The organism is Streptomyces gobiensis (assembly GCF_021216675.1).
Classification (GTDB): Bacteria; Actinomycetota; Actinomycetes; order Streptomycetales; family Streptomycetaceae; genus Streptomyces; species Streptomyces gobiensis.
This window is the reverse complement of record NZ_CP086120.1, coordinates 5,136,753-5,162,448: the sequence shown is the minus strand read 5'-3', so window position 1 is coordinate 5,162,448 and position 25,696 is coordinate 5,136,753. Positions and strand designations below refer to the sequence as shown.

Annotated in this window: 20 protein-coding genes; 7 read left to right on the top strand and 13 right to left on the bottom strand. The window is 68.8% G+C overall.

Annotated elements, in window-relative coordinates:
- Window positions 1-40: 40 nt before the first annotated feature.
- From fxsT to test1122_RS23920, 7 genes are all read right to left on the bottom strand, one after another.
- Window positions 41-4,633, bottom strand: a complete 4,593-nt coding sequence (gene fxsT, locus test1122_RS23950) for an FxSxx-COOH system tetratricopeptide repeat protein (RefSeq protein ID WP_277879882.1) — start codon at window positions 4,631-4,633, stop codon at window positions 41-43.
- Window positions 4,634-4,643: 10 nt separating this feature from the next.
- On the bottom strand, window positions 4,644-5,525 hold the full coding sequence (locus test1122_RS23945; RefSeq protein ID WP_232271240.1) for an AAA family ATPase: 882 nt from the start codon (window positions 5,523-5,525) through the stop codon (window positions 4,644-4,646).
- A 242-nt stretch (window positions 5,526-5,767) separates the two neighbouring features.
- Window positions 5,768-7,300, bottom strand: coding sequence for a VMAP-C domain-containing protein (locus test1122_RS23940; RefSeq protein ID WP_232271239.1), 1,533 nt, complete (start codon window positions 7,298-7,300; stop codon window positions 5,768-5,770).
- Window positions 7,301-7,485: 185 nt separating this feature from the next.
- Window positions 7,486-8,016 carry a hypothetical protein gene (locus test1122_RS23935; protein WP_232272052.1) on the bottom strand — a complete coding sequence of 177 codons (531 nt, stop codon included), beginning with the start codon at window positions 8,014-8,016 and terminating at the stop codon, window positions 7,486-7,488.
- A gap of 294 nt (window positions 8,017-8,310) precedes the next feature.
- Complete coding sequence (locus tag test1122_RS23930) at window positions 8,311-8,973, bottom strand: nitroreductase family protein (RefSeq protein ID WP_232271238.1); 663 nt, start codon at window positions 8,971-8,973, stop codon at window positions 8,311-8,313.
- A 141-nt stretch (window positions 8,974-9,114) separates the two neighbouring features.
- Window positions 9,115-10,119: an oxidoreductase gene (locus test1122_RS23925; RefSeq protein WP_232272051.1), complete on the bottom strand. Its 1,005-nt coding sequence runs from the start codon at window positions 10,117-10,119 to the stop codon at window positions 9,115-9,117.
- A 143-nt stretch (window positions 10,120-10,262) separates the two neighbouring features.
- Window positions 10,263-10,601 carry a hypothetical protein gene (locus tag test1122_RS23920; RefSeq protein ID WP_232271237.1) on the bottom strand — a complete coding sequence of 113 codons (339 nt, stop codon included), beginning with the start codon at window positions 10,599-10,601 and terminating at the stop codon, window positions 10,263-10,265.
- Between the two features lie 156 nt (window positions 10,602-10,757).
- Between test1122_RS23920 and test1122_RS23915 the strand changes: the two genes are divergently transcribed.
- On the top strand, window positions 10,758-12,278 hold the full coding sequence (locus test1122_RS23915; protein ID WP_232271236.1) for a M1 family metallopeptidase: 1,521 nt from the start codon (window positions 10,758-10,760) through the stop codon (window positions 12,276-12,278).
- 36 nt (window positions 12,279-12,314) lie between these two features.
- Here test1122_RS23915 and test1122_RS23910 read toward each other — a convergent pair whose 3' ends face one another.
- The gene (locus test1122_RS23910; protein WP_232271235.1) at window positions 12,315-13,181 is read right to left on the bottom strand and encodes an oxygenase MpaB family protein; all 867 of its coding nucleotides are present in this window, start codon (window positions 13,179-13,181) and stop codon (window positions 12,315-12,317) included.
- Window positions 13,182-13,204: 23 nt separating this feature from the next.
- On the bottom strand, window positions 13,205-14,092 hold the full coding sequence (locus test1122_RS23905) for an oxygenase MpaB family protein (protein WP_232271234.1): 888 nt from the start codon (window positions 14,090-14,092) through the stop codon (window positions 13,205-13,207).
- 108 nt (window positions 14,093-14,200) lie between these two features.
- Here test1122_RS23905 and test1122_RS23900 point away from each other — a divergent pair, with 108 nt between their 5' ends.
- The 4 genes from test1122_RS23900 to test1122_RS23885 are packed head-to-tail and all read left to right on the top strand — an operon-like array spanning window position 14,201 to window position 18,598.
- Complete coding sequence (locus tag test1122_RS23900) at window positions 14,201-14,833, top strand: DUF6230 family protein (protein ID WP_232271233.1); 633 nt, start codon at window positions 14,201-14,203, stop codon at window positions 14,831-14,833.
- 18 nt (window positions 14,834-14,851) lie between these two features.
- A complete protein-coding gene (locus test1122_RS23895; RefSeq protein WP_232271232.1) occupies window positions 14,852-16,177 on the top strand; it encodes a DUF6114 domain-containing protein in 1,326 nt (441 codons plus the stop codon).
- Between the two features lie 19 nt (window positions 16,178-16,196).
- The gene (locus test1122_RS23890) at window positions 16,197-17,078 is read left to right on the top strand and encodes an oxygenase MpaB family protein (RefSeq protein WP_232271231.1); all 882 of its coding nucleotides are present in this window, start codon (window positions 16,197-16,199) and stop codon (window positions 17,076-17,078) included.
- Window positions 17,075-18,598: an aldehyde dehydrogenase family protein gene (locus test1122_RS23885; protein WP_232271230.1), complete on the top strand. Its 1,524-nt coding sequence runs from the start codon at window positions 17,075-17,077 to the stop codon at window positions 18,596-18,598. Before test1122_RS23890 ends, test1122_RS23885 begins: the two co-directional genes overlap by 4 nt.
- Window positions 18,599-18,918: 320 nt before the next feature.
- On the opposite strand, the gene test1122_RS23880 is transcribed toward test1122_RS23885, so the two are convergent.
- The 3 genes from test1122_RS23880 to test1122_RS23870 all read right to left on the bottom strand — a co-directional run bounded on the left by test1122_RS23880 (window position 18,919) and on the right by test1122_RS23870 (window position 20,499).
- Entirely contained in the window at window positions 18,919-19,560 is a 642-nt protein-coding gene (locus tag test1122_RS23880; protein WP_232271229.1) for a TetR/AcrR family transcriptional regulator, read from the bottom strand.
- Between the two features lie 307 nt (window positions 19,561-19,867).
- On the bottom strand, window positions 19,868-20,263 hold the full coding sequence (locus tag test1122_RS23875; RefSeq protein WP_232271228.1) for a DUF6256 family protein: 396 nt from the start codon (window positions 20,261-20,263) through the stop codon (window positions 19,868-19,870).
- Window positions 20,263-20,499: a DUF6186 family protein gene (locus tag test1122_RS23870; RefSeq protein WP_232271227.1), complete on the bottom strand. Its 237-nt coding sequence runs from the start codon at window positions 20,497-20,499 to the stop codon at window positions 20,263-20,265. The genes test1122_RS23875 and test1122_RS23870 overlap by 1 nt, the downstream gene beginning before the upstream one ends.
- A 166-nt stretch (window positions 20,500-20,665) precedes the next feature.
- On the opposite strand from test1122_RS23870, the gene test1122_RS23865 reads away from it, so the two are divergent.
- Together test1122_RS23865 and test1122_RS23860 are read left to right on the top strand one after the other, a co-directional pair.
- Window positions 20,666-22,468 (top strand): glycoside hydrolase family 15 protein, encoded by a 1,803-nt coding sequence (locus tag test1122_RS23865; RefSeq protein WP_232271226.1) that lies wholly within the window; start codon window positions 20,666-20,668, stop codon window positions 22,466-22,468.
- A 28-nt stretch (window positions 22,469-22,496) separates the two neighbouring features.
- On the top strand, window positions 22,497-23,867 hold the full coding sequence (locus test1122_RS23860; protein WP_232271225.1) for a glucose-6-phosphate dehydrogenase: 1,371 nt from the start codon (window positions 22,497-22,499) through the stop codon (window positions 23,865-23,867).
- Here the strand turns inward: test1122_RS23860 and test1122_RS23855 are convergent.
- Window positions 23,831-25,654, bottom strand: coding sequence for an AMP-dependent synthetase/ligase (locus test1122_RS23855; protein WP_232271224.1), 1,824 nt, complete (start codon window positions 25,652-25,654; stop codon window positions 23,831-23,833). The genes test1122_RS23860 and test1122_RS23855 overlap by 37 nt on opposite strands.
- Window positions 25,655-25,696: the final 42 nt, after the last annotated feature.

The window sequence follows — 25,696 nt, the reverse complement described above, 5'->3', positions numbered from 1 at the left end:
CTGACCGCCCGTCCCACCCTCGCCCGTGAACGGAGTGCTGTCACAAGGGGTTTGCGTCGAGGTCGCAGTTGGCACGCCGCCAGGCCAGCGCGTCGGCGCAGGCTGGATGGGCCTCACCGAGCCTGGACTGAAGGCTCTTGACCACGGCGGTGTGCATGGCATTCGCCTCTTCGTACCGCCGCAGCGCCTTGAGGTCGCAAGCGAGGTTGCTCTTCAGTGCCAGCAAGGTGGGATGGTCTTCACCGAGGGTTTTCACCGCAGTCCTGAGAGTGGTTTCGTCCAGCTCCAGTGCCGCGGCGGCGTCGCCCTGCGCGAACAGATCGCTGGCCAGGTTCACGGCGCAGACGAGCACATTGGGATGGGTCTCCGGCAGGGTCTCGCGAGCCCGGGTGAGCGCCGACCCGTTGATCCGGCGGGCAGCGTCCGTATTGTTCAGCAGCCGCAGTGTGATGGCGAGGTCGGTTTCAGCCGCGAGGGTGTTGGGGTGATTCAGTCCAAAGACCTCCACATAGAGGTCCCTGGTCGCCTCCCCCAGGCGCCATGATTCGTTCAGTTCCCCCGTCTGCCGCAAGTCAAGCGAGAGGCCGAGGGATGCGGCCAGGGAGTCCGGGCTGCGCTGACCGTACCGCTCGGTGAGTGCTTTGCGGGCATACTTGCTCAGCTCAATGGCCCCGCTGTGGTCGCCCGCCTTGCGTCGTGAAGCGGCCAGCCGCGCCATGACCCGCAGGGTGTTGGGATTGAGCTCTCCGAACACTCTCCGGAACTTGTCGACCACGCCCTCGAAGAGCTGTGCGCCGATCGCGTAGTCGCCGAGCTCACGCCGGTCGATGGCGATACTCATCTCGGTCATCAGGCTGGGGAGTGACTCATCACCGTGGGTCTCGACCCGGCGCCGCCATGTCTCCTCGTCGAGTTCCAGAGCCCGGCGGTAATCACCCAGTGCCCGCAGGCCGGTGGCGAGATTGTGCGCATGGCGCAGTGTTTCGGGATCGTCCTCGCCGAAGGCGCGTACAGCCCGTGCGTAAACGTCCTCGTCGAGGTCCAGGGCCCCCCGATAGTCGCCCTGGGCACGTCGGTCGGCAGCCACCTGCCCCATGACGGTGAGCAGTTCCTCCTCGCCCTCAGGTCCGGCGGCCCGCGCCCCTTCGAGCATGCGCTGGCCCATCTTCGCCGCCTCCGCATAACGGCCCATCGTCCAGACCACATAGCGCAGGTGGCGAAGGAGGAGAAGTGTCTGCTGATCGTTCTCGCCGAACCGCTCGCACCAGTCGTCGTATGCGTGCTGAGCGAAGGCACGAGCGCCAGAGTGATCACCCCAGTAGAACAGATACTCCGCGATGTGGATGACCATCTGACGCACGTTCCGGGACTCCGACTCAACAGCCCCGGAGACCACCACATGCGGGTAGATACTGCCGAAGCGTGCCCAGTGCTCAGGGTCCTTGGGGTCGCGAGGGGCGTTGGCCGCCAGCAGCAGGTGCGCGCCACGCCGCATACGAGCGCGCTGTTCCTCACTCATCCTCGCGACCAGCACCGCCTGCACCAGACGGTGCATCTGAATGGAGTCTCCGCGGTGGTCGATCTTGGCAAGGGAGTAGCGGTAGATCTCCCGGATGGCGCGGCCCAGCCTCAGGGGATCAGTGAGTGCCCGGTCCAGATCGGGGGCGATGGGTTCGACTGGGGCGCCCGAGAACAGTGACCGAGAAATCGGTTCGGACGCGAAGAACGCACAGACCTGCAAGAGCTGCAGTGCGGCACGGTTCTTGTTCTCGACGTGGTCAAGGGAGACGTTCCATGCGGTGGCCACCGTCTGTTCGTACTGGGTCGGCGGGGAAACCGTCATCAACTCGGCCCGCTTCTGATCGAAGAGCCGCAGATACTCCGCCGCCGGCATGCCCGTCTCGGCGCGCCAGGCTGAGGCCTGCTCGACCGCCAACGGCAGGTCGCCAAGGACCTCCGCCAGCTTGTCTGCCTCCTCAGCGGGCAGATCGGGGTTACGGCGCTGGAGAAGCTGAATGCTCTCACTCCGCTCGAAGATATCGACTTCGAGCGGATGGGCAAGCGTGTTCCACTGGGGGTTGCGTGAGGTCACCATAATGGATCCGGTCGGGCCGCCTTGGGGGCTGCTGGGGAAGAACTCCTGGACTGCCTCGGGGCTTTCCGCGTTGTCGAATACGAGCAGCCAGTTGCTGTACGGATTCCCTGTGCGCAGAGCTTCCAGCACGGCCGGTACCGCCGTAATCGCTTCGCCCGTCACCGGCAGACCGAGGCGCTGCGCGAGTTCCACCATGGCCTGGGCGATCTGGGTGGGCCGCTCAGCCGGGATCCACCATACGACGTCGTATTCCGAGGCATGAAGGTAAACGTATTCCAGGGCCAGCTGAGACTTTCCGACGCCGCCCATGCCGTGCAGGGCATGGGGCAGGACGGCCGTCGGCCCTTCACTGAGCCCGCGCTCCAGCTGGCGCAACAGCTCGTCGCGCCCGGTGAAGAGCATATTCCTGGGTGGCGTGTTTCCCCAGATGAGGGGGCGCCCCACCGACACCGCAGAAGACCGGTCGAGTGGTACGCCGACCCCCGCCCCGGTGCTCGGCGTCGTCGCCGGCCGCTGGGAGACCGTGGTCACCGGCATGCCTCCTTGCTGTGCACCAGTAGGGGTCACACCCTCCTGCGAGGGAGAAGTGGGCGTATCAGGCATTCCTGGATGATTCACCGCGTCAGAGCCTTTACTTATCGCATCATGAAGGACATTGCTCACCTGGCGCGCCGAGCCCGCAGTCTCAGTCGAATCACTCGGGTCAATCAGGTCCTCGGAAGAGACCCGGTCGGCACCGGTGTCGATAAGCTCCTGCAGCTGACGAGCACGGCGTACATGGGATCCCGACAGGGCTTGCAGAACGGCATGTTCGATTTGACGGAAGCGCGCATTCTCCCTGGTTACCTCGGGCTTTCGGGCGACCTCCCCGCCATCGAAATAGGTCAGTAGTTCCCGTGCGGCGCCATCGTGCGGCGCCAGTGTTTCCGCGGCGGCTCTGGACGCCAGTTCGGTTGCCTGCCTGGTACCGGAGGCAAGCAGTTCCTCTCGGACGCCCTCATGGAACAGAAAGGAGCGGTCGCCGCTGCCCAGCAGTGGTTCCACCAGGCCGCTCATAAGGAATTCGGCTATATGGGCGGGTCCCGTACGGGGCATGGCGCGGCGCTGCACCGCGGTCATCACCGGCAGGTCGAGCGGAACTGCGGCCAGCCGGGTCGCCAGATCGAAGGTCTCCGGCGAGGCCCAGACGCGGAACCGGGCCACCCGTTCCGCCGCGCTCAGCGGAGTCCGTACCGCCTCCGGCGTCCCGGCCGTCGGCTCCGGTCGCCGCCACGGCCCCACGAGTGCCGCTGCCACGTCCAGCCGCCGAGGTCCCTCGCCCGCCACAAAACGGGCCCAGGGCGCGATCCACTCCCCAGCGATCTCCAGCACGGGTATGGGCACCGCCCGGCGCCCCGCGCCCGGCTCACGGAGCGGCGCGGCAACGGAAGGTTCGGTGAACTCCCACTTGACCTGTCCGCTCGCCGCCCTTGGCCCTGACGTGTGCAACCGCACCCGGTCCGGGAAGAGGCCGGTGCGGTGCCAGAGACGCTGGGGCAGCGAATGGAGCACTGCCACAGGCTGATGGCGGCCCCAGACGGCCAGAAGTCGCTGTGCCGCGCCGGACCGCCAAGCGGGGGCGAGACCATCGGTGAGGACGAAGACGATCCGACGTGCGGTGGGGTCGACGAGGGCCTTCGAGGGCTGGCGCCGCGTCCGTTCGCCGGGCCCACACAGTTCGACATCCCCCAATGCCTCGGAACGGGTGTTGAGACGCCGCAGCTCGAGGTCGCGGAAGCCGCCGTAGCGGCGCAGCACGCCGGCGAACCGGAGGGTGGCACTGCGCCATACGGCCATCCACGGCCCGGTATCCACGACCAGCACCGCGTTCCACCGGGGCTCAAGCCCCGGCCTCACCCCGGGGGGCAGGCCAGGGTCCTCGGCCAACCGCTCGGCGGTCGTCTCCTCGTCCACTTCCTGGGTTCGCGTCGAACGGGCGTATTGCCTCAGGGGGCGCAGCGCCCGCCCTAAGGAAGCCGCGTCCAGGCCACCGGCGATCCGGCCTTTCGGCGAGACGCGGAACCTCGGCCCGGCCCGGTGCCGATCGCCTTCAGCCGCTGGGTCCGCCTCCGGGGAGGAGAACCCACGGGACTGGGCGGCCGTCCTTCCTGCTGGTGCGTGGAGCGGTAGGCCATCGCCGCTTCCGTCAAGGGCAGTTGACGGAGGCGTCGGCGGCGGCGTCGGCGTCGGCGTTGTCGGCGGCGTCAGCTGCGTCGGCCTGTCGTCCGCCCCCTTGCCCTGGTCAGTCTCCGAGGAGTTCATGCCGGCGCTGGACGGATCGTCGGCGGGCAGCTCCAACGGACCAGTGGGGCCTAGGGGTTCGGACGGCTCGGCCGCGTCGGGGTGCCGACCGGGGTTCGTGAGCTGCGGACAGTGCTGAGTGAGCCACAGTGCGTCAGCAATCTCCCACCAGTGCAGTTCGGTTACTCCAAGGCGCCCACCGGCTGGGGCAGCCGCCGGGCCCTCCGCCCCACTGCTTGCCTCCGCCCTCTCGGGCATCGACGGTTGGTCAAGCACCCGGTTCCGCCCCATCCGCGTTCAACGGATGCCAGATGGAGCTCAGGACCGCCTGCCACTCGGCGTCGTCACCCTCGGCGTACGAGTAGGCGCCCGACGACACAAGATGGGCTGCGTTGAGCAGTTGATCGGCTGCGAGACCGTCGACCTGTTCGCTGCGCATCATGAAGTCCCGGACCAGCTTTCCGTGCATGTCCCCCAGCCGGTCGGCGAAATGAGCGGTGACCAGCTCGCCCAGTGCTTCCGGGCCGGGATCCGGTATATCCAGTCGCAGGCACCGGCGCATAAACGCTTCCGGAAACTCGCGCTCACCGTTTGACGTCATGACCACGATCGGAAACGCTCGTGCCCTGATAATTCCTTCTTTGACCGGAGCGGTTCTGCCTGGATCTGCGGTGTGAACGACCACTTCTGGTGACTGGCGCTTCACTCGAACGAGGGGCGGCACGGCATACCACGCGTCCTCGAAGAGAGTGAGGAGGTCATTCGGGAGATCAGCGTCTCCCTTGTCCAGCTCATCGATGAGCAGGACACGCGGCAGAGAGTGCGGAAGCAGTGCCGTACCCAGCGGCCCGAGCTGGACGAAATCCCCGATGTCCACGCTCGTTCCGGGGCGGGAGCCGCCCGGCTCCGTCCCGTCCTCCGCCCCACCAGCGCGCTGTTGCGCCGCATACCACGCCTGGCCTGCCTGGGCGCGGCCGATCACGTCGTACTCGAAAAGCCCGGAGGCCAGTGTCGTACGGCTGGTGACCGGCCACTGCAGCACACGCCCGAGCCGCAATTCGCGGGCGATCCGATAGGCGAGAGTGGACTTGCCTACGCCGGGACGTCCCGACACCAACAAGGGGCGGCGCAGCAGAATAGCGGCGTTCACCAAGCGGACTTCGGTGGCCGAAGGCCGGCGGACCACTCCGACAGGCCCCAGCCGGCGGTCGGCCTCTTCATCGTCGGGTGGTTGGGGCAGGCACGGCCCGCCGTGGAAGGTCCGCCACCGCGGCCCCTGCGGCCACTCACGCTCCTCGTAGGGGACGTCGGGCGATACGGCTCCCGTCCCCTGGTACAAGAGTCCGTTTGTCGCGGTTGGCGTCGTCGGCCCTCCGCTGTTTTCCGACGCGTTCAATCGATCCCCCCAACGAAAGTGGCGGGAGCACATGGTCCGCCGTCAAGAAGCAGTTCGGGATCGTCCCAGACCAGGCTGAGATGCCTGGCTGGGTCCTCATCCGAGTCGAGTCCACCGGCAGCGGAGTCACCTTTCCAGTGTCGCGCACGAGTTGGAAGCTTGACCAGACCGTCCTCGTTCAGCCCCTCGCTGACGAGGCTCCGGAACGCCTGCGAAGCGCTGTCCTCGCGGTGATGGATGAAGACGGGGACACCCAGGTCCAGCCCCAGGCGCAACTCCCGCAGCCCCAGCCCGCTCCCCGGTTGCGGGGGCCCGCTGAGCACCATGGCCACCACCTCGTCCCGTTTGCCGATTCTCGCGTCCAGTAACGCCAGATGCTCGTCAGCCCGACGTCCGTCGGGATCACACCAATAAACATCTCCCTTGTCCGGCTGGCTCTGCCACCGTGCCCAGCGCAGGCGCCAGGCGTGGTGCAGTTCCCGCCGCTGCACACGTTCGAGAGAGTGGGTGAAGATCTCTGGATACTTGCTCAGCAGGGGGTTGGCGTAATCCAGCCGGGGGTCACGATCCCACCATTCCACCGGTTCGTTCAGCAGCTCGGTCGGCAGGAAGAACTCCAGTACCACGTCCTCGGAGCGCGACTGCCACAGTTCGGCCATCCGGGTCAATAACTCAGCGACAGCCACAGATATCCGGCTCCGTGGCACCGGTCCCTGAGGTTCGTCCGCATCCTCCTGGTGCAGTCCGGGTGACTCGGCGTACCTCACCCGGGACGACAGCCGGTAGCGGGTCTCCTCCCGGCCGCGTCTCCTGCCTTTGGCCTCGACCGGGGTCAGGTCCGGCTCCACCTTAATGAACAGTCTGATCACCGGACGCTCCGGCGCGGCGTTGTCCTCTGCTCGTCGTTCAGCGCCCACCGAACCTCCGAGCGCACGGTCGGTGGCCAGCGCGGCGCGTAGTGCCAGGAGACCGCCGTGGCCATGTGTCAGTTTCCACGTCTGGGCGAAGTGATCGTTCCAGGCGTGCAGCTCCCCGACCGAGGAAGCCAGATCGGCATGCAGGGCAAGGTGCTCCAGGAGCACCATGCTCGGCGGAAGACCACCGGGCGGTGTGTTACGGCAGGCCAGATGGACGAAGGCATGCCAGGCGGTGGCACAGTGGGAAGGGAGACGGATCCGGTCTCCGCACACCTCGGTAACCATCGTGTTCAGTTCTGGAAGACCGATGTCGAGGGCGCTGTGCAATGCCGTCCAGTCACGTGTGCCGTACAGGTCCGCCGCATTCCACTCGTCCAGTAGCGGCCGCAGCCGGTGGGAGAGCGCGGGCACCACGAAATGGGTGATCTCCAGCAACAGTTCCAGCCCGCCAGGGCGGGCACCGCAGGCGCGTATCGCATCGATGAACTCCTGGCGGGGCGTCGGATACGGCTCCAGCGCCAAGCCTTCGAGTGCGTCCGTAAGCTCCCGCCGCCACTGGTGCCGCCCACGGGGATCGGCCAGTGCCGCCGACCCTCCCAAGACCTCCACCATCTCCCCCAGCGTCCGGCGCCGAGCAGGGCTTTCCGAGAACCCAAGTGGTGTCACGTGCGTCCCCCTCGCACCCAACCAGCTCTCCCTGCGGGCATTCAGCCTAGAGGCAGATCTTGCCCTGCGGCACTGTTCTGTACATATGAAGAACTTGATGCCAGCGAGCTCACAGGGTGACGGCCGCACGGCTACCCGGGGGGTGCCGCTCGCGAGCTCTTCAGATCCGCGTAAAGCACTATCTGCGCACCCAACACCGCGATCGCCGCCAGCTCGACCAGCGACAGGACGAGCAGCGGTGCCCGCACCTGCCCCGCTGCCCAGTACACAACGACGGCGGCCGCCGGTGATGCGCAGAAGGTGAGCAGATCCACGGCGAGTTGCAGCCACTTGCGCGACATTCTGCGTCGATCGCTGCGGTGGGCCACCTCCCAGCCAAAGACCGGCACTTGGTTCTGGCCATGGGTCAGAGCTGCGAGTTGCGGGGCCAACTCCTCACGCACATAGCGGCCTATGGCCGAGATCTTTTCGTCATTGACCAGATAGGTCCATCCGAGCAGCACTGAGACTGGCGGCAGCAACAGCAGTAACTCGACGCGGTGGTTGGCCTGCAGGGTGACGGCGATGACCGCGGCCATGGAGGCGAGCGTGGCGTAGAGGAGGTTGTCGCGAAACCCGATACGCGCCCGCTGTTCCCCCTTGATCACCTCATACTCCGCCATGAGCAGTCCGCCGGCCGTCAGGTCCTCACCTCTCGACACGGTCCCCCCTTACAGCGCTGTGGCCCAACTAGCCCCGCTCACAACCGTTCCCGGCTGTTAGCCCCCGGTCCCGAGGAATTCTGGGCACACCATCCCATACAGTCGCAAGACCGCCTCAGCCGAAGCAGTCACGACGGCCTGTCTCGCGCGGCGCCGGTGGGACGCGCGGCGGACGCCGTGATGTACGGCAGGTTGATCGTGGTTTCGGTAGTGGCTCACAGCTGAGGCTGATATCCGTAGCAAAGCCAGTGCCGCTCAGAGGCGGATCATCACCTCATCCAGGTCCTTGCGTTGCAGGTCGGGGACGTGGGCGTCCGGGGCCGGATAGCCGACCGGGATGACGTAGGCGGCGCGCTCCTCGGAGGGGCGGTCGCAGATGTCGTTGAGGAAGCGCATGGGGCTGGGCGTGTGGGTCAGCGTCGCCAGGCCCGCTTGGTGCAGGGATGCCAGGAGCAGGCCGACGGCGATGCCCACTGACTCTTTGGTGTAGTAGGGGCGCGGGGTCTCGGGGCCCTTGTGGACCTCGAAGACGATGATTACGGCGGGCGCGATTTCCAGGAATGGCTTGCGCCAGTCCGTGCCGAGCGGGGCGAGCGCGGTCAGCCACTCCTCGGAGGCACGGCGGCCGTAGAACTCCCGTTCCTCGGCCTCGGCGGCCTCGCGCAACCGCCGCTTGCGCTCGGGGTCGGTGAGCACGACAAAGCGCCAGGGCTGAACGTGGGCTCCGCTGGGTGCGGTGGCGGCGGTGCGGATGGCCCATTCCAGCGCCTCTTCGGGGATCGGCCGGGAGTCGAAGTCGCGGACGGTGCGGCGCTGCGCCATCACCTCATGGAAGGCCCGGCTGCGGTCGGCCGCCTCGTGAGCGGGGACCGTCATCGGCCGGAGCGGAACGGTGGGGTGTGCCGTGGTGTCGACCATGGCGGTAGCACAGCACACGACAAGTGGGGCAGTAAATCCTTTGCGGGCCACTCCCCTACGGCGTACGGCCTTGTGCTGGGCCCTCGCCGTTGGTTGGAGAGGCCATCTTCTCCCCCGCCTAAAGGTGGAAGCATCCTCCGATTACCCGATGACGGGGGTGACCAGCACGCTGCCTGTGGTGCGGGCTACTACGTAGGACCTCCCCGGGGTGGCCCTGCGGTGCAGGGTGATCCGGTGGGTGCCCGGGGCCAGGAGGGTGTCCAGGAGCTCGTGGGTGTGGGTGCGGTAGAGCCGGTCCAGCCGGTGGAGGGTGAGCCGGACTCCGCAGGCCGCGGCCACTTCCAGGGTTACCGCGCCGTCCTGGGCGCGCAGGGCGGTCAGTCGGCGCTGCTCGGCCGGGCCTCGGTCCAGGGCCTGCTCTATCTGGGCGACCAGTACCGGAATGACCGGGGCCAGCCCGTCGACGTACGGCACCTCCACTCCGGCGGCCGCGAACGCGGCCCGTACCGCCGACCGTTCCTCCTCGCTGACGGCCTGGCCGAAGGCGACCGCGCCGTAGGTCCGCAGCTCATCGGCGTGCGCCCCGGCCGCGTCCCGGGAGATCTCCGCGCCGATGCCGATGCCGCGCAGCGCCGCGGCCAGCTTCTGCAGCACCGCCGCCCGCTGCCCCACCAGCAGCACCCGCCGTGGCGCGGGCTCCGGCTCGCCCGCGGCGATCAGGCGCTCCAGCACAGCGCGGTACTCCTCGGCCCGGAAATGGAACGGCCCGATCCCGGGATAGCCGTCGCGGGCCAGATCGGCGGCCTCACCGGTCTGCCAGGCGAAGTCCCGCCATACGATGGCCTCGTCCGGCGCGCCACGCTCCCCTTTCCGCTCGATCACCGCGGTGACCGCCCCGCAGTCCAGCCCCTCGCACTCGGGGCAGCCGTATATGACGTAGCGCCCGCCGCTCAGCGGGGCCTCCGATTCCGTCAGCAGCCGCCGCACATGGGTGGTGAAGACGGTCGGCCCAAGGTCGGCGGCGAGCGGGGAGACGGCGTCCACATCATCGAGGCGCAGCAGCAGGGGCCTGCCGTCAACGATGAAGTCCAGGAATTCCCGGTGCGTTTGATAGGCGCCACCGGGCAGCACGCCACCGGTGCGCATCGCCGGTGCGAGGCCAAATGTGGCGTAGGCGGGATACTTAGACACGGTCTGAGTATCCCCACGTCGGACCGTTTCCGTGCCCGGCATGGGTCATTCCGGATAGCGTCACCCCCATGAGCGATGCGCTCATGGTCCCGGTGGCCTCAGCCGAGGTTGATGCCGCCGTGGATATCGCGGGCCTGGATCACCGGGCCCTCGATCTTCGCATCGCCGGAGATGGTGTTACGCACCTCGCCGCCGTGCTCCTCGGCCCACTGGCGCAGCCGCGCACCGAACTCCGCGTCGCTGCGGGCGCGGTCGATGATCTGCCCGGCCAGGACGCGCACGGCCGCTTCGTCACCCGGGTCGACCGGCCCCACCCCGGCCCGGCCGGTGGCCCGGCGGAAGAGGCCGACCAGGGACTGCCAGGCGGCGCCGCCCGCCGCTGTCGCGGCACTGCCCGCGACAGTGGAGACCAGCGCGACAGCGGGTTCGAGATCCATGCGCCAACCGTAGTGCGGCGGCCGCCCGTTACGCCATGACCCATGCCGGTAATCCGGACAGCTGGCAATCACATGAATGGCCGTAATTCTCAGGACGCGCTCGGGTAACCGGCCTAGGCTCCAGGGGACCCTTGCATCGAGCACGTTGGAGGACTCGTGCGTCACAGACTGATCGTCCCGGGCGCGGTGGCCGCTTCTCTGCTGCTGGCGATCCCGGCATTCGCGGCCCAGCCCGCTCCCGGCGCGCCTGGGGTAGGCGATCCCTACTATCCGGAGTACGGCAATGGCGGCTACGACGTCTCGCACTACGATCTGCGTCTGAAGTACCAGCCGGAGACGGACCGGCTGGGCGGCACGGCGACCATACTCGCCACCACCACTGAGGCGCTGTCCCGCTTCAATCTGGACTTCGCGTTAGAGGTCAGCGAGATCCGGGTCAACAACCGGCCCGCCACCTTCGCCACCTCCGGTGCTCACGAGCTGGAGGTGACCCCGGCCGAACCCCTCGCCAAGGACCAGCGGATCACCATAGTGGTGCGCTACTCCGGCACCCCCTCCACCGTCAAGGTGCACGGCGGTACGTCCTGGCACCGCACTCCGGACGGCGGGGTCGCGTCAGGGGAGCCGGAAGCGGCCTGGTGGTGGTTCCCGAGCAATGACCACCCGACAGACAAGGCCACTTACGATGTGAGCGTGGCGGTGCCCGACGGCACCCAGGCGATCAGCAATGGGGTGCTGACGTCGCAGACGTCCCGGGCGGGCTGGACCCGCTTCGCCTGGCGCTCCGACAAGCCGCAGGCCACCTATCTGGCCACGCTCGCCGTGGGCAAGTTCGACATCACCACCGATACGACGGCCAGCGGGCTGCCGGTGCTCAACGCCTACAGCAAGGACCTGGGAAAACACGCGGGCGCCGCCCGGGCCAGCGTCGAGCGCACGCCGGAGATCACCGAGTGGCTGGAGGGCTACTTCGGCCCGTACCCCTTCAGCGCGCTGGGCGGCTACGTCCCGAATACGGACACCGGCTTCGCGCTGGAGACTCAGACCCGGCCCTTCTACAGCCCGCGGAACTTCGCCCGGGGGTCCAATACCTCGGTCGTGGTGCATGAGCAGGCGCACCAGTGGTTCGGCGACAGCGTCTCGGTGAGCCAGTGGAAGGACATCTGGATCAACGAGGGTTTCGCCCGCTACAGCCAGTGGCTCTGGTCCGAGGAGGAGGGCGAGGGCACCGCGCAGGAGCTCGCCGACTATGTCTACGCCTCGCGTCCGGCCGATGACCCGTTCTGGAAGGTGAAGCCGGGCGATCCCGGCCCGGAGAACCAGTTCCATCTGGCGGTCTACGACCGGGGCGCGCTCGCCATCCAGGCGCTGCGCAACAGGATCGGTGACGAGGACTTCTTCGCCATTCTGAAGGGCTGGCCCGCTGAGCACGCCGATGGTGACGCCTCGGTGCGGGACTTCATCCGCTACGCCGAGTCGGTCTCCGGGAAGAAACTCGGGAAGCTCTTCCGCACCTGGCTGTATACGGCGGCCAAGCCGGGTTCTCCGGCGAAGGCGCCCGGCGCGAAGGCACCCGGTGCGAAGGCGTCATCCGCGCAGCCCGCGCAGAGCACACCGCCCACGCAGCCCAAGTCCTGGAAGAAGATCCAGGCGACCAACGGTATTCATCAGCACTGATCCGCCCAGCACGCATCCGCCCAGCAACGCATCCGCTCAACCCCGTGCGGCGCGGGCGCGCCGCCGCGCCGCACGGGCGATGGGCAGATAGCGCAGCCGCTCGGGCAGCATCGGCGCGACGACCCGGACGAACAGGCCGAAGCGGCGCAGCCGCCGCTCCTGCTTCGGCGTCCACTCCAGACCGATCGCGGCCCGGGCTTCCGGTGGCATCAGCCCGAGAGTCAGAAACCGCCGGAAGCGCACAAACCCCGGCAGCAGTACGGGCCACAGCGCCCGCAGCAGCAGCCGGACCGGCAGCGGGCCGCGGTCGAGGGGCGGAATGGGGCGGTCGAGGGCGATCAGCTCCCGTACGACGACGGTCTTCTCCAGCTCTTCGGCGAGAATCTTGTCGTAGTAGGGCCAGAACTCCTCGATGGTCTGCGGCATATCGCGGTCCTGGATGCCGAGGATCCGGCCGACCTGGAGCCATTCGGCGTAGAGCTGCCGTTCCTCAGCCGCGCTGAAGGGGCGTCCGAGGTATTTCTGCGCATGGCGGTAGACCGGGTAGCCGGTGGCGTGTACCCAGGAGTAGTACGCCGGGTCCAGGGCGTGGTAGCGGCGGCCATGGGCGTCGGTGCCCTGGATGGTCTTGTGCAGCTGCCGCAGCCGCCGCCCCTCCTCGGCAGCCTGCTCACCGCCGTACACCCACAGCTGCAGGCTGCGCAGGGACCGCTCACCGCGGCCCCAGGGGTCCGTACGGAAGACGGAGTAATCGTCGACTCCGGCGCCGATGGCCGGGTGGGCGACCTGCATGGTGAGTGCGGCGGGCAGGGAGAGAAGCATCCGCACATCACCGGCCAGCGACCACAGCACCCCGCCCGGGGGCGGTGGCTCGGGGGCGGCGCGGTGCGGCTGCTCTGTCATGGTGTTCACCCCTTCCGTACTCTTCATGATGCCCCCAGCGGCCGCCGCGTGCGGGGATCGGTCCCCGGCTTGTGGGTGGACCAGTAGGCGACGAAGAGCGCCAGGGCGATCCGCAGCGGTGGCGGCACCAGGGCCATCAGGAAGCGGGTGAGCCGGGCGAAGCGGCGGAGCTTACGCTGCTGCTTCGGCGTCCAGTCGAGCCCGAAGCGCGCACGCAGCACGGGCGGCAGACCGCCGATGGTGACCAGTAGCGCATAGTGCGAGGCGATGGCGGCGAAAGGCCGCCACAGCAGGTTCGGCACCCACCACACCGGTGGCTTCTGCGGCCGCTTCAGCTCATCGAGTACATCGCGCACGGACTGGTTCAGCTCCAGGCGCGCATCGACCATCGTGTCGTAGTACGTGCTGAACGCGGCCCAGTCCTCCGGCAGATGGTGGTCCCCCAGGCCCCAGATCCGCCCGACGTTCCGCATCTCCCGGTAGTAGCCCTCACGTTGCTGCTCGGTCATGGGGGTGCCGAAGAGCTGGTGGGCGTCGACGGCGCCCTTGACGAGGGTGGCGTGCACCCAGTGGTACGCCTCCGGGTTGAGGGCGTGGTAGCGACGGCCCCGGTCGTCCACGCCCTTCATGGTCCGGTGCACCTCGACCAGTCGCTTCGCCTCGGCCTCGGCGGCGCGCTGACCGCCGTATACGACGGTGGAGAGGGAGAGCAGGGTGCGCCACAGCCTGGGCCAGGGCTCGGCGCGGAAGTTTGAGTGCTGCGCCACCCCGGCGCCGACGACGGGGTGGGCGACCTGGAGGAGCAAGAGCTGCGGGGACACCAGCATGCAGCGGGTGTCGCCGAAGAACCGCCAGGCCAGACCGCCGCGTTGGGGAGCCCGTATGTGGTCCGGGATGGTCTCGGTCGTCATTCGGCCTCCTTTTTGAATCCGCGTCAGCAGTGTTGACGCGGCTCATGAAACAAGTCAATAGTCTTTGTAACTTTGATTCTTGGGCCGCGACGGGAAGAGGTCTTCGCCATGACCACGACCACCGAGAGCAGCAGAGCTACGGCCGGTACGGGCCGTACGCACTGGAAGAGATCCGCCGTCATGTTCGTGCCGGGCGTCGCCTGTGTGGGCGCCGTCGTCATCGCCATCGCCCAGGGTGCGATGGCGGCCTCCTTCGCCGTCTCCGGGAAGAACTTCAAGGTGTCCGCCGACGAGATCACCGGAGAGGGCATCTCCAGCTTCCCCGCCGCGGTCGGGAAGAAGGACGGCAAGGGGGGCGAGGCGGTGCTGCTCGCCGGGATCAAGTCCGGTACGGCGAAGGGGGTCTGTCTGTCGATGCAGCAGAAGCTCCCGCTGGTCGGCGAGGTGTCCCTGCTGGTGAAGTCCGGCGATCAGAAGCCGGTCAAGGGCGAGAACATCGTCGTGAACGCGGACGCGCTGACCAGCAGCGGCGGCCGGGTCACCGGTGTGGAGGCCGGGCGGGACGCCGCCACGCTGACCAAGGCACCCGGCGTCACCGGGCCGCCCGGACTCTTCGGGGTCCAGGCCGACACCGCCGTCGCCCGCGATGTACGGAGCACCGCCTGGGCCACCAACGGCGGCTCGCTGACCCTCAGCAAGGTGGACATCGCGCTGCACCGAGACGGCACCGAGTGCTACTGAGCCCCGGGAGGCGTCGCCATGTTCACTTTCGTCTTCGGCTTCCTCGGCGAGCTCGCCAAGGAGACCGGTGCCTGGCTCGACCGGATCCTGCCCCTCCCCGGGGTGCGCCGTCCGCTGCGGCACTGGCGTCGGCGGCGCCCGTTCTGGGCCGGGGTCTGGACCAGCTGCGCGGGGCTGTGGCTGATCTTCCTTCCGTTCGCGCCGCTGCCGCTGATGCTCCGCGTCGGCGTCGGCGCGATATCGGCGGTCGCCATAGGTCTGGTGCTGATCGCGGGCGGGCTCTTCTTTGTCTTCGCACCGCACCAGCGGATGTTCATCTCGGTGGTCACCGCGATCGCCTCACTGACCTCCCTGGCCACAACCAATCTGGGCGGTCTGGGCATCGGGGTGGGGCTGGGGCTGTTCGGCTCCTCGATGGCCTTTGGCTGGATGCCTGATCCGCCCGCGTCGGAAGAGCCGCAGGAGAGTACGCCTGTTGGGGAGGTGGCCGCCCCAAAAGCGGGTGAGGGTCGCCGTGCGTATGGGCGGCCCGCCCTCAGCCTCGCGATGCCGGTAGTCCTGACGGCGACCCTGACCGTGGCCCTGCCCCAGCAGCGGGCCAGCGCCGTCGAGCGGTGCGATGAGCCCGTGCCGACCTGGCCGCTGACCGGTATTCCGCTCTTCCCCTGGGACAAGCCCGCCCAGGAGTGCGCTACGGGAAGCGGCTCCGATGACCGCCCGGGCACTCCGCCGCGCCCTGCGAAGGAGCCGGGGCTCAAGGGGCCCATGGTGGGCCTGCCCTGCCTCACCGGGATCGACACCGGTGACCTGGACAACGCCGATCCGGGTGAGATCGGGGAGCCCGATGACCTCAGCGCGCTCAAGCCCCCCATTGTCCTCGGCAGACAGCCCGGCCGACCCCGTGCCACCTACCCGGTCAGCCCCCGGCACCCTCGGGTGAACGCCACCCGGCTGGAGGCGACCGACGCGATCATCCACGGCAGCACCTACCTGAAGACCGCGGAGGGCCGGATCAAGGTGCTCTGGGTGCACGCCAAACGGATCGTCGCCACGGACTATCACCTTGAACTCGACGCCCCACGCGGCCGCAGACACGTACTCGATGTGCAGCTGGACATCCGCGATGTCGATGTCTACGCGACCTATCTGCGCGGCTCCATCGAAATCCCGGGACTCAAGGTGAAGACCCCGCGTATCTGTATCGGCGCGGACGTCATCCCGGCCAATCTGCCGGTCGCCGTGCGGCTGCCGAAGCTGAGCCTGGAGCCGGTTGAGGCGGGTCAGGTTCTTGTCGATACCGCAGATGTGCGCTACCGCGATCTGAAGACCCGGATCGACCCCTGAGAGAGGAGAGCAGAGCCGTATGGGCCGCTACAGCCGCCTGAGGAAGATCCGCCAGATGGATCCGGAGCGCGACCTCGACCAGATCTTCCAGTGGATCACCCGCTATGAATTCCCCTGGGACTACGCCCAGGGAGTGAGCATCGCCTTTCTGCGCGACTATGGCGTGCCCCGGATCTCCCGGCTTCTGGACCGCACCCAGGAATTTGAGAAGGCGGGGCAGAAGCGCTACGACGACACCGTGCTGATCGGTCATGAGATGGCCGCCGAGGGCTTCCACTCCGAGCGCGCCAAGGCCGCCGCCCGCCATCTCAACCGGATTCACGGGAAGTACCAGATTCCCAACGAGGACTATCTATATGTTCTCGCCACCACGGTCGTCGGCCCCAAACGGTGGATCGACCGGTTCGGCTGGCGCCCGCTGTGCACCAACGAGGTGCGTACGCTCGCCCTGGTCGGCCATCGGCTGGCCGAGATGATGGGCATCGAGGGCGCGCCGCGCGACTACGCCGGATTCGAGAAGCTGCTCGATGACTACGAGGCGGAGATGTTCGCCTACGATCCGGCCAACCGCCGGGTGGCCACCGCGACCTTCCGGACCATGGCCAGCTGGTATCCGGCGCCGCTGCGCCCGCTGGCCGCCCGGCTCTCGCTCGCCCTGCTGGATGAGCCCCTGCTGCGCGCCCTCGGTTTCCCGCTCCAGCCAGAGTGGGTACGGAAGCTGGCCGAGGGCACCATCCGTACCCGTTCCACCCTGGTACGACTCGGACCGGCCCGCCCGAAGTGGTGCCCGTCGCCGGTCAAGGCCAGGTCGTACCCCTTCGGCTACACCCTGGACGACCTCGGTCCGGCCTGGGCCCACAACCGTCCGCTGAAGCCACTTCCCTGCGAGGAGCCCGCATGACCGCAGAAGCAGCAGAACCGGCCGAACCCGCAGAACCCGCAGAACCCGCAGAGACCTTCGCCAGCTTCTCGCCCGGTACCGGTGAACAGCTCGGCGAATACCGGGCGTTCGGGGCCCGGGAGGTCCAGGCGGCCGTTGACCAGGCCCGCACCGCCACCGCCGGCTGGGCGGCGAAGGGCTGGTCCGGGCGGCGTGCCGCGCTGCTGGCCTGGAAGCGCGCCCTGGCCCGGCGGACCGATGAGGTGGCCGGGATGATCGCCGACGAGACCGGCAAGCCCCTGCCCGACGCACGGGCTGAAGTGCTGCTGGCCGTAGTGCATCTGGACTGGGCCGCGCGCAACGCCCGTCGGGTGCTGGGCCGCAGGCGCGTGCCCTCCGGCCTGCTCGCGGTCCACCAGCGCTCGCTGCTCGCCTACCGCCCGCTGGGGGTGATCGGCGTGATCGGGCCGTGGAACTATCCGGTGTTCACGCCGATGGGCTCGATCGGTTACGCGCTGGCCGCGGGCAACGGTGTGGTCTTCAAGCCCTCCGAGCTCACCCCCGGCACCGGGCTGCTGCTGGCCCGGATCTTCGCCGAGGCGGTACCCGAGCACGCGGAGCTGCTGCGTACGGTGACCGGGCTGGGCCCCACCGGGTCGGCACTGGCCCGGTCCGGGGCGGACAAGGTCGCCTTCACCGGCTCGCCCGCCACCGCCCGTAAGGTCGCCGCGGTCTGCGCCGAGACGCTGACCCCGATGCTGGCCGAGGGCGGCGGCAAGGATGCCGTCCTGGTGGCGGCGGACGCCGACCTGGAGGAGGCGGCGGAGGCGATCGTCTGGGGCGCGATGGCCAACGCCGGACAGACCTGTGTGGGTGTTGAACGGGTCTACGCCGTCGAGTCGGTGCACCAGGAGCTGTGCGAGCGGATCGTCCAGCGGGCCCGGTCGCTGCGCACCGGTGCGGACGGGGAGGCGGACTACGGGCCGCTCACCCTCCCCTCCCAGCCGGGCACGGTCGAGTACCACCTCAAGGAGGCGGTCTCGGCGGGCGCCCACGCCTCGCTGGGCGGACCGGAGTCGGTACGCGCCCCGTATGTGCACCCCATCGTGCTGGTGGATGTCCCCGAGGACTCCCCCGCCATGCGGGAGGAGACCTTTGGACCGGTGGTGGCGGTGAATTCGGTGCGCGATCTGGACGAGGCGGTCGACCGCGCCAACGCTTCCTCGTACGCGCTGGGGGCGGCGGTCTTCACCGGTTCCGGGCGCACCGGTCTGGCGGCCGCCCAGCGGCTGCGCTCCGGTGCGGTGTCGGTGAACTCCGTCCTCGGCTTCGCCGCCGTGCCGTCCCTGCCCTTCGGTGGCTCGGGTGAGTCGGGGTACGGCCGGATCCACGGTGCCGAGGGGCTGCGGTCGTTCGCGGCGCCCCGTGCGATCACGGTGCGCCGCTTCAGCCCGTATGCCGATCTCACGTCGTTCGCCACGCCCCGGGAGCGGGCTGCGCGGGCCATCGAGCTGGCCCGCCGCCTGCACGCCCGCTTCTAGGGTTTCCCCTATCCCGCCCCTTCCCGTAACTGGGGGCTGCCGCCCCCAGACCCCCACCGTGTTTGTGGGCAGTCGTTCCGCTGGGGCGTGGGGGCACCTCCTGGGGGCACCTCCCAGACGGAGTCTGGGGGAGTTAGCTGGGGGAGGGTGGCCACAACACGACCCGCATCCGAAACACAACCGGGGCCCGGGGCGGAGCCCCGGTTCCGGGAAGGGGTGGGAATCGGGGACACCCACCCATGGCACCCCCGCAGCGGGGTGATTGCGGGGGCCGCACCCAGCAACGGGGCGGGCCGGTAAGCCCGCGCTGGTGGGCGGGGTCAGCTGTCCAGTAGGGGGACCAGGTAGCGGCGGACGAAGGTTCTTGACTGGTCGTCGTCGTCCAGCTCGAAGCAGCTGACCGGGTTCAGCAGAAAAGACACCGTGATCCGCACCATCAGCTCAGCTACCGGCGTCGGGTCACGGTCCGGTCTGCCCTCGGTCCGCTGGGCGTGCCGCAACCGTGCGGCAAGATACTCGCGCATCGCCAGAAACGACGGTCCGCTGTCAACGGTCAGATACGGGAGCATCAGCTCTGGCTCCAGCCGCATCAGACCGCCAATGAGCGGATGGTCGCGGATATGCCGCAGGAGAACCACAAAGCCCTCCACCATCCGCTCCTCCATGGTCGGCAGTGCGCTCACGGCCTCGTCGACCTCGGTCACAAAGCGGCGGTACTCGCGCAGCAGGCACTCCTGCACCAGCTGGTCCTTGTTGCCGATCCGCCGGTACACGGTCACCCGGGACACCCGGGCCCGCTTGGCCACATCGTCGACGGTCGAGCGGCGTAGTCCGAAGGTCATGAACTGCTCACGGGCGGCGTCCAGGATCTTCTCCCGCAGCGCGTCCTCGGGCGGAGCCGGTGCCAGCGCACGGTCGAACAGCGACGCGTCCGGTCTCGCTCTCTTGTCCTGCACGGCCATCGGCCCCTCCCCTGCTCGCCCGTCCACTGAACCACACAGCGGCGGATACACAGAGACTAACTCAATGACTTTGTTACAACTCCCAGTACAGGAGGGGCCCATGGCGCACTGCGGCCACCCGTGAACAGCAGGACTACGGGCTGAGCTAGGGGGTGTCCGGTGGATCTCCGTGGAAGAAGGAGCGGCGTCTGGTGCGTGCGATCGCAAGGCGGAGGAGGAAGCCAACCTGGTTGGTTGGCGACCGACGACAACGCAGCGAGCGTGCGTGCCAGGCGTCGCGACGCCGCGGAGATCCACCGGACACCCCCTAGCGCCCAGCACCGTGCCCCCGCCCGCGCCGCCGCCACTCGACCAGCCATGACGCGATGAAGAACACCGGCAGCACGACCGCCACGAGCACGGCGCAACCGGTGACCGCGCTCGCCACCACTCGACCGTTCAGGTGCGCCACACCGAATAGATGTGCGATGCCGAAGTAGTGGCCGACCAGCACGATCATCAACAGCACGTAGCCGCCCACGGCGGTGCCGACGACCTGGCGGATCAGCCCGGCCCAGCCCCGACTCACGCCTCTGCCCGCGGTGCGGGCCAGCCGCCCGCGTTCGTCCGGGTACCGGCTCAGGATGCGCAGGCCGAGGCCGAGGATTCCCATGACCAGCAGATAGCCGACCAGCATGGTCGAGATGTTCTGCGCGAGGGGCATCACTGCGGGTCCCGGAGCAGGAAGTGCCAGCCACGGACGAAGGTGTGCCAGCCGAACCACAGCCACAACCCGAACAGCACCCATCGCGCCACCGGATAGCGCATCACCGCGCGCAGGGCGTCACTGAGGGTGGGGTAGGCCTCGCCGGCCCGTGCGAGGCCGAAGCCTTCCCAGATGAACAGGGCGGCGAAGAGAACCGCCCAGATGAGATATCCGATCACTGGATGTTCTGCCACCGCGACCTCCGCCTCATGAGCACTCCTCGCCGTACGGGTAGCGGGTCGATCATCCGTCACAGCAGGACTCAACGCGGTGGGGTGCGGTCCCAGCGTGGCGGCCGCCCGGCTCGCCGGCCGGAAACCCGGCAGCCGTAGAGCGGCGGGGATCGGGTACCCGGCGCGCATGACTGCACCGCGACCCCTCACCGCACACCAGGGATACCCGCCGATCGAGGACCACGGTCTGGTCGGGGACGGCCGTGGCTGCGCTCTGATCGGGCGGGACGGCTCAGTGGGTTTCATGTGCGTTCCCCGCTTTGACGATCCGCCGCTGTTCTGCGGGCTCCTTGACCAGCGGCACGGTGGTGAGCTCCGGCTGGTCCCGGCTGGGCTGCGGCTCAGCGCCCAGAGCTATCTCAAAGACACCGGCGTCCTGGTGACACAGATGCACACGGACAGCGGTGTGGTGGAGGTGACCGATGCCTTCCTGCTGCGCTCCGGGGCACGTCTGCAGCACGACGAGCCGGCGGCCGAGGGTGCGCTGGTGCGCCGGGCCCGTGTGACGCACGGCGATGTCGATCTCCGGGTGGTCGTGCGGCCACGCGAGGGCGTGGAACACACGCCCCTGCGGGTGCGCGCCTCACGGCCGCTGACCGGATCGGAGACCACCGTGCCACTGCGGCAGGGCGAGGAGCTGCATCTCATCCTCGACTGGGATGGTGCGGCGGGGCCCGAGCCGGGCCCCGCCGCCGATGACCGGATCGAGGAGACCCTGCGGATCTGGCGCGACTGGGCGGCGGAGGTCAAGAACGATCTGCCGCGGGCGGACCTGGTCCGCCGCTCCGCCATCACCCTGAAGCTGCTGGACCATGTCGAGAACGGCGCCATCGTGGCCGCTCCCACCTCCTCGCTTCCGGAGCACATCGGCGGCAGCCGCAACTGGGACTACCGCTACTCCTGGATCCGCGACGCGGCCTTCTCCGTCTTCGCGCTACGGCGGCTCGGCCTCGCCTACGAGGCCGCCGGCTTTCTGGACTGGGTGCTCAGCGCGACCGAACGCCACCCCATCCCCCGTGTGCTGTACGACATCGCGGGCGAGGAGCCACCGCCGGAGGTGATCGACAGCAAGCTGTCCGGCTACCGGGGTTCGGTGCCGGTGCGCTGGGGGAACGGCGCCGCCCGGCAGCGGCAGCACGATGTCTTCGGGGAGATCCTCGACTGTGCGTTCCAATGGGCCGCCCTCGGCGGTGAGATCCGGCCCGCGCTGTGGGAGCGGCTGACGGCGCTGGCCGAACAGGCGCGTACGCTCTGGGACCGGCCCGATCACGGCATCTGGGAGGTCCGTGCGAAGGCTCAGCCCTTCACCTACTCAGTGGCGATGTGCCAGGTCGCGCTGGACCGGGCGGCGCGGCTGGCCCGCCGCCTCCAACTGCCGGGAGACCCAGAGGGCTGGGCGGCACAGGCCGAGCGGATCAGGGACCGTATCCTCCGCGACGCCTGGAACGAGCGGTCCGGAGCACTGGGCGGACAGCTCGGCGGCAGGGGGGCGCTGGACGCCTCCGTACTGGCGCTGCCGCTGCGACGGGTGGTGGCCGCCGACCACCCCCGCATGGTGGCCTCCGCCGACGCGATCGCCAAACAGCTCGACGCGGGCGGTGGCCTGCTGTACCGCTATCTGCCCGAGGAGACCGCGGACGGTATCGGTGAGCCCGAGGGGGCCTTCGTACTGTGCAGCTTCTGGCTGGTGGACAATCTGGTCGGGCAGTGCCGGATGGATGAGGCGGGTGAGCTCTTCGAGCGGGTCTGCTCATACGCCAGCCCGCTGGGCCTGCTCTCCGAGCAGATCGACCCGGTCAACGGGTCAATGCTGGGCAATTTCCCCCAGGGGCTCAGCCATGTCGGACTGATCTCGAGCGCCGAGACCATCGCCCGGGTTGAGCAGGGCAAACGCCCCGAGCTGTCCACCCAGTCCTGGTTCGAGGACTGAACCACCCCCGACCGGATGGAGGTATCCCGTGACCACCCTCGTACTCTGCGGAGCCACCGGTGATCTCGCTGGGCGCTATCTGTACCCGGCCCTGACCCGGCTCGCCGACGCCGGGGAGCTGCCGGACGAGTTCCGGATGCGCGGCGTCAGCCGGGAGGAGCTGACCGACGAGGAGTTCAAGGAACACCTCCGTACGGCGCTGGACGAGCACGCGCCCCAGTCGCCCCGGGCAGCCCGGGAGGAGCTCGCCGCGCGATGCGAGTACATCCGAGCCGATGTCACCGACACCGATGGGATGAAGGCCGCGACAGAGCGCGCCGAGGGGCCCTGTGTCATCTATCTGGCCCTGCCACCCAGTCTCTACCAGCCCGCGGTGCGGTCGTTGGCCAAAGCCGGGCCGCCGACGGGCAGCAGCGTCGTATTCGAAAAGCCCTTCGCCGAGGGCCAGGAGTCCGCCCGTGAGCTCAACGGCATGCTCGCCGAGTGCCTGGCCGAGGAGCGGGTCTTCCGCGTCGACCACTTCCTCAACAAGCAGACGGTCCAGAACATCCTGGGGCTGCGGTTCGCCAACCGGCTCTTCGAACCCGTGTGGAACGCGGGCCATATTGAGCGGGTCGACATCGTCTGGGACGAGGACCTCACCCTGGAGGGACGCGCCGGGTACTACGACCAGACCGGGGCGCTGCGCGACATGGTCCAGAACCATCTGCTCCAACTGCTCTGCCTGATCGCCATGGACCCCCCGCACAGCCTGCACGAACGCGAACTGCGGGACCGTAAGGTGCAACTGCTCCGAGCCGTCCGGGGACCCTCCGCCGCCGAGGCGGCGGAGGGCGACGGCGCGGTCCGGGCTCGCTACACCGCCGGGACCGTGGCGGGGCGCAAGGTCCCCGACTACACCGATGAGCCGGGGGTCGACCCCGCCCGGGGAACCGAGACCTATGCCGAGCTGCGGCTGGCCGTCGACAACTGGCGCTGGGCCGGGGTGCCGTTCCTGCTGCGTACCGGCAAGGCGCTGGGCGAACCGCGCACCGCGATCGACATCCGCTTCAAGCCGGTGCCGCATCTGGCGTTCGGCCAGTCCGGCGGAGCGGTGCCGAATCTTCTGCGGCTCTCCCTGGACCCGGAGCGGATCGACGCGACCATCAACCTCAATGGGGCGGGTGACCCGTTTGAGCTGGAGTCCGCCCAGCTCGGTCTGGAGCTGGCACCGCAGCGGCTGCCCGCCTACGCCCGGCTGCTGCTGGATATCTTCCGTGGCGACCCCAGCCTGACCATCCGAGGCGATGAGGCCGAGGAGTGCTGGCGTGTGGTCGACCCCGTCCTGGCCGCCTGGGAGAACGGGCGGGCCCCGCTGCCCGGCTATCCGGCGGGCTCGGCCGGACCGTCCGCCGCGTAAAGCTCCTCGATCACCTCGCCGTACTTCTCGCGGATCACCCGGCGGCGCAGCTTCAGCGAGGGCGTGAGCTCGCCGGTCTGCGGGCCCCACTCCTCGCCCAGCAGGCGGTAGCGCTTGATCTGCTCGGTGCGGTTGAGGCGGGCGTTGGCGCTCCGGACGGCCCGGTCGATCTCTGCGTGCACCGCCGGGTGGCCGGCCAGCTCGGCCGGTGGCGCCTCGATGCCGTGCTGGGCCGCCCAGGCCGGGGCCATCTCCGGGTCCAGGACGAGCAGGGCGACCAGATAGGAGCGGCCGTCACCGTGTACCAGGGCCTGGCCGATCAGCGGGTGCTCCTTCAGGGCGTTCTCAACCAGCGCGGGGGATACGTTCTTCCCGGTCGAGGTGACGATCATCTCCTTCTTGCGGTCGGTCAGCCAGAGGTAGCCGTCGTCATCCAGCCTGCCGATGTCCCCGGTCGGGAACCAGCCCTCGGCGTCGGTGGCCGCGGCCACCGAACCGTCGGCCCGCAGATAGCCGTCGAAGACCGTGGCGCCGCGTACCAGGATCTCGCCGTCGGCGGCGATACGTACCTCAAGACCGTCCAGCGGACGGCCGACCGAGCCCAGGCGGAACCCGGTGGGGCTGTTGGCCGTCGCGACACCGATGGTCTCGGTGAGCCCCCAGGCGTCCATGATGATGATGCCGAAGCCCGCCCAGAACCTCACGACATCCAGCGGCATCGGCGCCGACGCGCTCGCTGTCCAGACCAGCTTGTCAAAGCCCGCCATGGCCAGCAGCGGATCGAGTACGCGGGACTTGGCCTGGTCGTAGGCGGCGGCCAGCTCTCCCGGCGGCTCCTCGCCCCGCTCCCGGTGGCTCACGAACTCGCGGGCCACCTCCCCGGCGCGTTCGACGGCCGCGCGCTGCTCCTGGGGCAGCAGGGTCAGGGCCGCCTTCACCGAGGCGGCCAGCTTCTCCCAGACCCTCGGCACCCCGAAGAACTGCGCTGGATGCAGCTCCTTCGCCACCGTCGCGACCTGGGCCGGATCGGCGCACAGATGGACATGCGAGGCGCGGAAAACCGGCAGATAGATACCGAGCATCCGCTCGGCGATATGCGCGAACGGCAGATAGCAGATGTGCTCCGCGTGCTCGGGCAGCTCCACCACCTGGTCGAGTGCGATGGCGTTGAGCACCACATTGCGGTGTGAGATGACCACGCCCTTGGGGTCACCGGTGGTGCCGGAGGTGTAGACGACGGTCAGCGGGTCGGTGGCCCGCGTCTGGCGCCAGCCCTTCTCAAAGGCCTCGGTGTCATGGGGACGCGGGACGCCGGCGTATGAGGTGTGGTCGCCCACCGCGTCCGGCTCCACGACGACAAGCCGTTCCAGCACGCCCAGCAGCGGTTCCCAGCGGGGCAGCTCGGCGGCGCCCTCGATCACCGCGAAGCGGGCACGGCTGTGCCGGACGATATGGGCGACCTGCTCGGGCGCGGCCGTGCCGTAGACGCTCACCGGTACCGCGCCGAGATGGACCAGTGCGAGGTCGGTGAGCCAGTGCTCGGGCCGGTTGCCCATCATCAGCAGTACATGCTCGCCCCGTTCGACGCCCAGCGCAGCGTATCCGGCGGCGAGTTCGGCGACCCGCTGGCGCGTCTCGGCCCAGTTGAGGGTGGTCCAGCCGTCGCCGTCGGCGGCCCGCCAGGAGAGCGCCGGGAGACCACCATGGTCCTCGGCGTTGCGCAGGAGGAGGGCGGGGAGAGTGAGGTGAGCCGGGTCATTCCCGGGCAGTCGCAGGATCGTGGTCAAGGAGGCCTCCGGGAGGGGCGTCTTCTCATGCCGTTTCTCATG